The organism is Paracoccus yeei ATCC BAA-599 (assembly GCF_000622145.1).
In the GTDB taxonomy this organism is placed as follows: domain Bacteria; phylum Pseudomonadota; class Alphaproteobacteria; order Rhodobacterales; family Rhodobacteraceae; genus Paracoccus; species Paracoccus yeei.
In genome coordinates, this window is the sequence record NZ_JHWH01000045.1 from 1 (window position 1) to 10,239 (window position 10,239).

The window sequence follows — 10,239 nt, forward strand, 5'->3', positions numbered from 1 at the left end:
AAACATCCGATTCCGCCTGGATTTGAGGGTGCGCATGTGGGTCCTTCCGACTATGCGCGGCTTTATGACGAATCGATTTCGGACCCGGAGGGGTTCTGGGGGCGCGAGGGCCGGCGGATCGACTGGATCGAGCCCTATGCCAAGGTCAAGAACACCGATTTCACCCTGGGCCAGGTCTCGATCAAGTGGTTCGAGGACGGGGTGCTGAACGCCTCGGTCAACTGCATCGACCGCCACCTGCCCAAACGCGCGGGCCAGACCGCGATCATCTGGGAACCCGACGACCCGGCCACGCCCGCGCGCCACATCACCTATGCCGAGCTGTCCGACAAGGTGAACCGTTTCGCCAACGTGCTGCTCAGCCAGGGCGTCATGCGCGGCGACCGGGTGGTGATCTACATGCCGATGATCCCCGAGGCGGCCTATGCCATGCTGGCCTGCGCGCGGATCGGGGCGATCCATTCCATCGTCTTCGCGGGCTTCTCGCCCGACGCGCTGGCCAACCGCATCAACGATTGCGGCGCGAAACTGGTCATCACCGCCGACACCGCGCCGCGCGGCGGCCGGCGGACCGCGCTGAAGTCGAACACCGATGCGGCCTTGCTGCACTGTTCGGACAAGGTGCGCTGCCTGGTCGTCAAGCACACCGGCGACCAGACCACCTGGATCGAGGGCCGCGACGTGGACGTGCTGCGCCTGATGGAGGAGGTCAGCCCGGACTGCCCGCCCCGCCCGATGGGGGCCGAGGATCCGCTGTTCATCCTTTACACCTCGGGCTCGACCGGCCGTCCCAAGGGGGTGGTGCACACGACCGGCGGCTATCTGGTCTATGCCGCGATGACGCATCAATACGTCTTCGACTACAAGGACGGCGACGTCTTCTGGTGCACGGCCGACGTGGGCTGGGTCACCGGCCACAGCTATATCGTCTATGGGCCCCTGGCCAACGGCGCGACCACCGTGATGTTCGAGGGCGTGCCGAACTTTCCCGACCCGGGCCGGTTCTGGGCGGTCTGCGAAAAGCACAAGGTGACGCAGTTCTACACCGCGCCGACCGCGATCCGCTCGCTGATGGGGCAGGGGCCGGAATGGGTCGAGAAATACGACCTCTCCAGCCTGCGCGTCCTCGGCTCGGTCGGCGAGCCGATCAACCCCGAGGCCTGGAACTGGTACGACCGGCACGTGGGCCAGGGCCGCTGCCCGATCGTGGACACGTTCTGGCAGACCGAGACCGGCGGGCACATGATCACCTCGATCCCCGGCGCGATCGAGACGAAGCCGGGTGCTGCGACGCTGCCCTTCTTCGGCGTGCGTCCCGCGGTGCTGGACGCCCAGACCGGCGCGGTGCAGGAGGGCAACCCGGCCGAGGGCGTCTTGTGCATCGCTGACAGCTGGCCCGGCCAGATGCGGACGCTGTGGGGCGACCACCAGCGCTTCGAGGAGGCCTATTTCCAGCAATATCCGGGCTACTACTTCACCGGCGACGGCTGCCGGCGCGACGAGGACGGCTATTACTGGATCACCGGCCGGGTCGACGACGTGATCAACGTCTCGGGCCACCGCATGGGCACGGCCGAGGTCGAATCGGCGCTGGTCGCGCATGAGAAGGTCGCCGAGGCCGCCGTGGTCGGCTATCCGCATCCGCTGAAGGGGCAGGGCATCTATGCCTATGTCACGCTGATGAACGGCATCGAGCCCAGCGACGCGCTGCGCGCCGAGCTTGAGAAATGGGTCAGGACCGAGATCGGCCCGATCGCCAAGCCGGACCTGATCCAGTGGGCCCCGGGCCTGCCCAAGACCCGCTCGGGCAAGATCATGCGCCGCATCCTGCGCAAGATCGCCGAGAACGACTACGGCGCACTGGGCGACACATCCACCCTCGCCGAACCCGCCGTCGTCGACGAACTCATCGAAAACAGGATGAACAGGGGGTAGGGCAGCCAGCCCGTCCCATTCCGAAAGAACCATCCCTGCGGGCGCAGCCTTGCCCGCAGGCCGGGTCCGGCTTGCCTGCGATGGGCCGGCCGCGACCGTCCTACGCGCGCAGACCTCGTCCACCGATGCCCTGAGCCGGCGGACGGACCGACATGATTGGCAGAGGAGGTGCCAGCCCATGGAACAGAATTTGGCGGAACGGATCGCCGCAAGTCCAAGCTATCAAAGATTGAAAACGACCCGGTCGCGCTTTGGCTGGACCCTGACCATCTCCATGCTGGTGGTCTATTACGGCTATATCCTGCTGATCGCCTTCAACAAGGACCTGCTGTCGGCCCGGATCGGCAGCGGCGTGATGACCTGGGGGATCCCGATCGGCTTTGGCGTGATCATCTTCACCATCGTCGTGACCGCCATCTATGTTCGCCGCGCGAACAGCGAATTCGACGCGCTGAGCGACCAGATCAAGCAGGGGCGCTGATGATGAACCGTACACTTTCGGGCGCAGGCGCCCTTGCGATGCTGATGCTGGCGCCGGGTGCGTCCCTGGCCGCCGACGTGATCCAGGGGGGCGCCAAGCAGGCGACGAACTGGACCGCCATCGCCATGTTCGCCGTCTTCGTGGCCGGCACGCTTTACATCACCAAATGGGCGGCCTCGAAGACCAAGTCGGCCGCCGATTTCTATACCGCCGGCGGCGGCATCACCGGCTTCCAGAACGGGCTGGCCATCGCCGGGGACTATATGTCGGCGGCGTCCTTCCTGGGGATTTCGGCTGCGGTCATGGTCTCGGGCTATGACGGGCTGATCTATTCCATCGGCTTCCTGGTCGGCTGGCCGATCCTGACCTTCCTGATGGCCGAGCGGCTGCGCAACCTGGGCAAGTTTACCTTTGCCGACGTGGCGGCCTTCCGGTTCGCCCAGACGCCGGTGCGGGTCTTTGCCGCGTCGGGCACGCTGGTGGTGGTGGCCTTTTACCTGATCGCGCAGATGGTCGGCGCGGGGTCGCTGATCCAGCTGCTGTTCGGGCTGGACTACTGGATCGCGGTGGTCATCGTCGGCGTCCTGATGATGGTCTATGTGCTGTTCGGCGGCATGACCGCGACGACCTGGGTGCAGATCATCAAGGCTTGCCTGCTGCTGGCGGGCGCGTCCTTCATGTCCTTCATGGTTCTGTGGAAATACGGCTTCTCGCCCGAGGCGATGTTCGCCGACGCGGTGCGCGTCAAGACCGACCTGGCCGCCGCCGCCCCCGACGCCACGCCGGAATCCGCAGCCGCCGCAGGGCAGGCGATCATGGGGCCGGGCACCTTCATCAAGGATCCGATCTCGGCCATCAGCTTCGGCATGGCGCTGATGTTCGGCACGGCGGGCCTGCCGCATATCCTGATGCGCTTCTTCACCGTCCCCAGTGCCAAGGAAGCGCGCAAGTCGGTGATGTGGGCGACCGGCTGGATCGGCTATTTCTACCTGCTGACCTTCGTCATCGGCTTCGGCGCCATCACCCTGGTGCTGACCAACCCGGACTTCCTGGATGCCGAGGGCAAGCTGGTCGGCGGCAACAACATGGCGGCGGTCCATCTGGCCCATGCGGTCGGCGGCAACATCTTCCTGGGCTTCATCTCGGCCGTGGCCTTCGCGACCATCCTGGCGGTCGTCGCGGGCCTGACGCTGTCGGGCGCCTCGGCGGTCAGCCACGACCTGTATTCCACAGTCTTCAAGAAGGGCGCTGCCGACAGCGCATCCGAACTGCGGGTGTCGCGCATCACGACGCTGTGCCTGGGCGCGCTGGCGGTGATCCTGGGGATCGCCTTCCAGAACCAGAACATCGCCTTCATGGTGTCGCTGGCCTTCGCGGTCGCCGCATCGGCCAACTTCCCGGTGCTGTTCATGTCGGTCCTGTGGAAGGACTGCACCACTTGGGGCGCGGTGATCGGCGGCTTCGTCGGTCTGGCGCTGTCGGTCGGGCTGACCGTGGTCTCGCCCTCGGTCTGGGAGGCGACGATGGGCAATCCGGTCGGATCGGCACCGTTCCCCTATACCTCGCCGGCGCTGTTTTCCATGACGGCGGCGTTCCTGACGATCTGGATCGTGTCGAAGCTGGACAATGGCCGTCGCGCGCGCATCGACCGCGCGGGCTTCCTGGCCCAGCAGGTGCGGTCCGAGACCGGCATCGGCGCGGCCGAGGCCTCGTCCCACTGAAACCCTGCCGCGCCCCCTGGCCGGGGGCGCGGCCTTTTTCCCGCAGAAAGGCCCGGCATGTCCCGGATCGACGACTTCATCGCCACGATCCATCCCTATGACAGCCTGCCGCAGGACGAACGGGCGCGGGTCGCCCGTTCCTTCGGCCGCAGGCACTGGCCCGCAGGCAGCGTGATCTATCGCCAGGGCGAGGCGCTGCCGGGCATCTATCTGATCGAAAGCGGCGCGGTGCGCATCCTGGACGCCAGCGGCGACTGCGTGTCGGAACTGGGCCCCCGCAATTCCTTTGGCGAACGGGGCCTGCTGCGCGACGGCCTGGCCGTCACCACCGCCACGGTGACCACGGACGCGACCGTCCTGATGCTGCCCCGCGACGAACTGATGCGGCTGATCGACAGCCAGCCTGCGGTCGCGCGCTTCTTCGACCGGGGCGGGGCGCGGCCCAGCGACCTGGCGGTGCTGAAGGTGGGCGACCTGATCGGCGCCAAGCCGCCGCTCAGCTGCCCGCCCGACACCCCGGCCGTCGAGGCCGCCCGCGCCATGCGCGACGCGGGCGCGGGCAGCATCGGCGTGGTCGAGGGCGGGCGGCTGGTCGGGATCGCCACGATCCGCGACATGTCGAACCGCGTCCTGGCCGAGGGGCGCGACCCGCAGATCCCCATCGCCCAGGTGATGACGCCGGGTCCGATCACGCTGTCGCCGTCCGAACTGGGCTATGACGTACTGAACATCATGCTGGAACGCCGCATCAGCCACCTGCCGGTGGTGGAACAGGGCCGCTTCGTCGGCATGGTCAGCCAGACCGACCTGACGCGGGTGCAGGCGCTGTCGGCATCCGCCGTGATCCGCGACATCGCGCAGGCCGCCGATGTGGCGGGCATGGCGGCGGCGACCGCGCGCATCCCCGGCCTGCTGGTGCAGATGGTCGGCGCCAATTACCGGCACGAGGCGATCACGCGGGCCATCACCGACATCGCCGACGCGGTGACGCGCCGCCTTCTGGCCCTGGCCGAGGCGGACCTGGGCCCCGCCCCCGGCCCTTGGCTCTGGGCGGCCTGTGGCAGCCAGGGGCGGCAGGAACAGACCGGGTTGTCGGACCAGGACAACTGCCTGATCCTCGGCGACGATTGCGACCCGGACCATCCATGGTTCGCCGATCTTGCGCGCTTCGTCAGCGACGGGCTGAACGCCTGCGGCTATGTCCATTGCCCCGGCGACATGATGGCGACCAACCCGCGCTGGCGCCAGCCGCGCGCGGTCTGGCGGGGCTATTTCCGCGACTGGATCGACCACCCGAACCCCGAGGCGCAGATGCTGGCCTCGGTCATGTTCGACCTGCGCGCCATCGGCGGGGATGCGGCGCTGCTGGCGGGCTTGCAGCACAACACCCTTGCGCTGGCGGCCGAGAAGCCGATCTTTCTGTACAACATGATCGAGAATTCGCTGAAGCACCGCCCGCCCCTGGGCCTGATCGGCACCATCGCCACGCCGCGTTCGGGGCAGTACCGCAACCGCATCGACATGAAGCACAACGGCGTCGTGCCGGTGATCGACCTGGCGCGGGTCTATGCGTTGCAGGGGCGGCTGACCCCGGTCAACACCCGCGCCCGCCTGGTCGAGGCGCAGGCGGCGGGCATCATCGGCGGGCGTGGCGCGGCCGACCTGATCGCGGCCTATGACCTGATCCAGACCGCGCGGCTGGAAAACCAGGCCGCGCAGATCCGGGCGGGCGAAAGGCCGGGCAACCACCTGGCGCCGGCCGATCTGCCGAACCTGGACCGCAGCCATCTGCGCGACGCCTTCGTGGTGGTGCGGGGCGCGCAATCGGCGCTTGGCCATGGCAAGGGCTTGATGGGATGAAGGTCACGACCGGGCAGCCGGTCCGTCGTCTGAAGGAGGGGACGCCGATGGCAGACATTCTTGTGGTCGAGGACGAGGACAATATCGCCATCGCGCTGGACTTCCTGCTGTCGCGGGAAGGCCACAGCCACCGGCGCATGGCCACCGGATCGGGCGCGGTCGATGAAATCCGCGCCAGCCATCCCGATCTGGTGCTGCTGGACGTGATGCTGCCCGATGTCTCGGGCTATCAGATCGTGCAGGACGTGCGCGCCGATCCGGCGCTGAAGGATGTGCGGGTGCTGATGATGACCGCGCGCGGATCGGCGGTGGAGCGCCGCAAGGGGCTGGCGCTTGGCGCCGACGGCTTCATCGCCAAGCCGTTCGAGCTGTCGGAACTGCGCGCCGAACTGGCGCGGCTGCTGGCCGGGCCATGCTGACCGGGCTGCCGCTGCGGGTCCGCGTCCTGCTGATCTTCGCGGGCCTCGCGGCGGGCGTGGTGGCGCTGCTGGCCCTGGGCCTGTGGCTTGCCGCCCGCGCCGGGCAGTCCGGCGACGCGGCAGGCGGGCTGCTGCAAGGCGTGCTGATCGCGGGCGGCGGGGCGGCGGCGATCATCGCCGGGGTCTGGTTCCTGTTCGACCGCAACGTCGCCCGGCCCATCGAGCTGCTGGCGGGGGGCCTGCGCACCGGCCAGACGCCCGAGATCCCCGAGGCGCGTTATCTGGCCGACCTCGGCCCCGCCGCCCGCGACGCGGCCGAGGCCCGCGCCCGCACCGCCGAGGCTCTGTCGGACGCCATCGCCGAACATGCCGCCGACCTGCAACGCGAAAAGCAGACGCTGGAATCCATCCTCGCCGATATCGGCGCGGGCGCGGTGATGACCGATGCGGGCGGCCGCGTGGTCTTCTACAATGCCGCCGCCGCGCGGCTGCTGCCCGGCATCGCGCTGGACCGGCCGCTTGCGCGCCATCTTGCGGGGGGCGCGCTGGAATCCGCGGCGGCGCGGCTGGCGGCGGGGGCGGCCTCGACCGACCTGACCTGCCTGACATCGGCCGGGCAGCGGTTGTGGGGCCGGATGCGCGGGGTCGAGGGCGGCACGCTTCTGATGCTGCGCGACCGCCCCGCCGAACGTCCCGCCCCGCGCGAGGCGCTGGAGCGCCTGCGCCGCCATGCCGCGACGCTGGTGCCGATGCTGGAGGCGCTGGACGGCCCGATCCCGCCCGCGCTCGCCCAGGCGATCCGGTCCGAAGGGCAGGGGCTCGCCGCCTCGGTGCGCGAACTGACCGACCGGATGACCGGCGACGCGCCGCAGGGCCGGGCGGGCCTGAACGAGCTTGCCGCAGGGCTGGACCTGTCGCCCGGCCAGCCGCCGCTGGCGCTGCTGGCCGATGCGGCGGCGCTGAACGGACTGCTGCGCCATCTGGACCGGCACCTGCGCGCCCAGGGCATCGCGCCCCATGTGCGTGCCGAAGCCGAGGGGGCCGAGGCGCGCCTGTCGCTGGTCTGGACCGGCCCGCCGGTGCCGATCGGCCGTCTGGAAGCCTGGCTGTCGGAACCGCCCGACCCGATGCAGCCCGAACTGACCGGGCACGAGATCCTGGCCGCCCATGTCACCGGCCTCTGGCCCGAGGCGGACGGGGACGAGGCCCGGCTGGTGCTGCCCTTGCCCCTTGCGCCCATGCGCGGCGACGAGGCCGGGCTGACCTATGACTTCGCCCTGTCGGGGCGCAGCGCCGGATCCACCCGGCTGTCGGACCTGACTTGCGTGGTCTTCGACACCGAGACGACGGGCCTTGATCCCGCGACCGACCGGATCGTGCAGATCGCCGGGCTGCGCATCGCGCGCGGCCGCCTGACCGGCGAGCGGTTCGAGACGCTGGTCAATCCCGGCCGCCCGATCCCGGCGGCATCCACCGCGATCCACGGCATCACCGATGCGATGGTGGCAGGCGCCCCCGACATGACCGGCGCGCTGACGGCCTTCCACCACTTTGCCGAGGACGCCGTGCTGGTCGCCCATAACGCGCCCTTCGACATGGGGATGCTGCGCCGCGCCGCGCTGGAAACCGGGGTCTATTTCGACAATCGCGTGCTGGACACGATCCTGTTGTCGGCGATGGTCTGGGGCCAGTCGGCGCCGCATACGCTGGACGCGCTGACCGCCCGGCTGGGCATCGCCATCCCGCCCGAGGAGCGCCACACCGCGATGGGCGACACCCGCGCCACCGCCGAGGCCTATCTGCGCCTGTCCGCCGCCCTGAAGGCCAAGGGCCTGGACCGGTTCGAGGATGTCCTGTCCGAGGTCCGCCGCCACCGCCACCTGATCGAGGACGCGAACGTCCCCGGCCCCGCGCATGGCAACCCGCCCGCGTGACCGCCTGAGAACCGGGTTTTTCGCCGCCTTGGGCAAGGTTGGCCTCACCGGCAGGATGGATGTGGCTTGCCCCGACCCGTGGCTGCCCTGATCTGGGTGCCTGGCGCTGCGGGCCTGCAAGAATTGATCGTCAGGCGCCTTTGCGCGGGGCCTGCGACGGCAGTTCGCCGAAGCGAACTGGCCCGCTTGGAAAAGCTGCAAAGATAGCTGACCGATGTGACGGTTGTGTGGGATACGCCTGCTTTCAGCATCTCGCGGACGCGAGCCAGGCGGATACTGTGCACGAAGATCATCGGGGAAACGCCCTAGCCTTACATTTGCGTTCTCATCTGATCCCTGAATCACTGAGTTACCATGATTTAGATGAGGTCATGGATGTCGGGATTGGCTGTCGAGGCAACGTTGGAGCTTTGGGCCTCGTCGCTTCGGGATGTGAAGTCGCGGATGCGGGTTCTGTTCACACAGGAACGGGTTGCGGCATCGGCCGGTCAGTTTCTGAATGGCCTGCTGGGAAACGAACGGCGCAAGACCGGCTGGATGCGGGCGGAAGCCGCAGGCGACAAGGGTCCTTGGCGGCAGCAGGCGATCCTCGGTCGGGTGCCCTGGGATGCCGATGCCTTGCGCGATATCGTGCGCGACTATGCGCTGGAGACCTTGGCCGAACCCGATGCCGTTCTGGTCATCGATGAAACCGGCTTTCTGAAACAGGGCCATGCCTCCTGTGGGGTCGCGCGCCAATATACCGGCTCGGCGGGCAAGATTGTAAATGCTGGATCACAATTCCCCAGAAGTGCTGGCGCAAAATTCCCCACTTTACGGGTTTGGCGATCAGCCTTGCAGGTGATGGGCGCCTCCATTTCTGGGCGGCCGACCACGGCGCTTTGGCGGCGGCGGCGGAGTGATTGCGGCATGTGAGCGGGTGTGTTCCGGGATCAGATCGGCATGCGCCCGCAGGCGGTAGCTGGCCCCTTCGATCTGGATGACGACAGCGTGATGCAGCAGCCGATCCAGAAGTGCGGTCGCGACCACGGGATCCCCGAAGATCTCGCCCCATTCGGCAAAGCCGCGATTGGAGGTCAGGATCATGGCACCCTTTTCATAGCGGGCATTGACGAGTTGGAAGAACAGGTTGGCCCCGCCCGTGGTGATGGGCAGGTAGCCGATCTCGTCGACGATCAGCAGGGAGGCCCGGGCATGGAAGCGGATTTTTTCGGGGAGACGTCCCTCTCGCTCGGCCTTGGCCAAGGCCTCGATCAGCTCTGCGAGGGTGCAGCGATAGACGCTTCGCCCGGTCTTCACGGCGGCAACGCCGGTGGCTGTGGCAAGGTGGGATTTCCCCGTCCCAGGCGGACCGAGGAAGTGCAGGACCTCCGCACGGCGGATGAACTCGAGCTGAGCGAGTGCCATGATGCGGTTCCGGTCAAGCGACGGCTGGAAGGAGAAGTCGAAGCTTTCCATCGTCTTGATCGGCATCAGGCGGGCGGTGCGCAGGGCAACGCCGATGCGGCGACCTTCGCGCAGGCTCAGTTCCTCGGCCAGGAGTTCGTCGATGGCCTCGATGGCGCTGATCTCGCCCTTCTCCAGCCGGCTGAGGATCTGATCCAGCGTCTCGAGGGCGCGGGCCATGTGAAGGCAGACCAGGCTCTGGCGGATCCTCTCGATGACCGGGATCATGGGCGATGCTCCGGCGCGCCTGCCAAACGCTGTCCGACTGCCTCGTAGAAGGCCAAGGGTCGGCGGGCGACCGCAGCCTCGGTCACGGATGGCAGTCGCAGGGCGCGCTGCGCGGTCAGGACCGGCTTGCGATGGCTGGGATCGACCCGGCGCTGGTTCTTGCCTTCCAGCACCGGGTGGCTGGCGATCAATGCGCCATCCTCGAAGATCCTGAC

General features: G+C 68.2%; 8 protein-coding genes and 1 pseudogene. 7 read left to right on the top strand and 2 right to left on the bottom strand.

The genetic code is table 11. The features are described 5' to 3' along the window. Positions 1-9 precede the first annotated feature (9 nt). From acs to BU28_RS24950, 7 genes are all read left to right on the top strand, one after another. On the top strand, positions 10-1,935 hold the full coding sequence (acs, locus tag BU28_RS0116965) for an acetate--CoA ligase (protein WP_051578282.1): 1,926 nt from the start codon (positions 10-12) through the stop codon (positions 1,933-1,935). Between the two features lie 178 nt (positions 1,936-2,113). After that, a complete protein-coding gene (locus tag BU28_RS0116970; RefSeq protein WP_028720509.1) occupies positions 2,114-2,416 on the top strand; it encodes a DUF485 domain-containing protein in 303 nt (100 codons plus the stop codon). 2 nt (positions 2,417-2,418) lie between these two features. After that, complete coding sequence (locus BU28_RS0116975) at positions 2,419-4,137, top strand: cation acetate symporter (protein WP_198944961.1); 1,719 nt, start codon at positions 2,419-2,421, stop codon at positions 4,135-4,137. A gap of 57 nt (positions 4,138-4,194) precedes the next feature. Further along, positions 4,195-5,997, top strand: coding sequence for a DUF294 nucleotidyltransferase-like domain-containing protein (locus BU28_RS0116980; protein ID WP_028720511.1), 1,803 nt, complete (start codon positions 4,195-4,197; stop codon positions 5,995-5,997). 47 nt (positions 5,998-6,044) lie between these two features. After that, the gene (locus BU28_RS0116985) at positions 6,045-6,416 is read left to right on the top strand and encodes a response regulator transcription factor (protein WP_028720512.1); all 372 of its coding nucleotides are present in this window, start codon (positions 6,045-6,047) and stop codon (positions 6,414-6,416) included. Further along, positions 6,410-8,350: a 3'-5' exonuclease gene (locus tag BU28_RS0116990; protein WP_028720513.1), complete on the top strand. Its 1,941-nt coding sequence runs from the start codon at positions 6,410-6,412 to the stop codon at positions 8,348-8,350. Before BU28_RS0116985 ends, BU28_RS0116990 begins: the two co-directional genes overlap by 7 nt. 363 nt (positions 8,351-8,713) lie before the next feature. Then, positions 8,714-9,265: a transposase gene (locus BU28_RS24950; protein ID WP_415839916.1), complete on the top strand. Its 552-nt coding sequence runs from the start codon at positions 8,714-8,716 to the stop codon at positions 9,263-9,265. Here BU28_RS24950 and istB read toward each other — a convergent pair. After that, positions 9,179-10,024 (bottom strand): IS21-like element helper ATPase IstB, encoded by an 846-nt coding sequence (gene istB / locus BU28_RS0116995; protein WP_028717628.1) that lies wholly within the window; start codon positions 10,022-10,024, stop codon positions 9,179-9,181. The two genes, BU28_RS24950 and istB, sit on opposite strands and share 87 nt — an antisense overlap. Continuing rightward, positions 10,021-10,239 (bottom strand): annotated as a pseudogene (locus tag BU28_RS0117000) (IS21 family transposase); the annotation flags it as partial. The pseudogene BU28_RS0117000 and the gene istB, both read right to left, overlap by 4 nt.

Coding starts and splice junctions, on each gene's coding strand:
- BU28_RS0116970 (WP_028720509.1), top strand. CDS start 2,114: ATGGAACAGAATTTGGCGGAACGGATCGCCGCAAGTCCAAGCTATCAA.
- BU28_RS24950 (WP_415839916.1), top strand. CDS start 8,714: ATGAGGTCATGGATGTCGGGATTGGCTGTCGAGGCAACGTTGGAGCTT.
- BU28_RS0116985 (WP_028720512.1), top strand. CDS start 6,045: ATGGCAGACATTCTTGTGGTCGAGGACGAGGACAATATCGCCATCGCG.
- BU28_RS0116975 (WP_198944961.1), top strand. CDS start 2,419: ATGAACCGTACACTTTCGGGCGCAGGCGCCCTTGCGATGCTGATGCTG.
- BU28_RS0116980 (WP_028720511.1), top strand. CDS start 4,195: ATGTCCCGGATCGACGACTTCATCGCCACGATCCATCCCTATGACAGC.
- BU28_RS0116990 (WP_028720513.1), top strand. CDS start 6,410: ATGCTGACCGGGCTGCCGCTGCGGGTCCGCGTCCTGCTGATCTTCGCG.
- istB (WP_028717628.1), bottom strand. CDS start 10,024: ATGATCCCGGTCATCGAGAGGATCCGCCAGAGCCTGGTCTGCCTTCAC.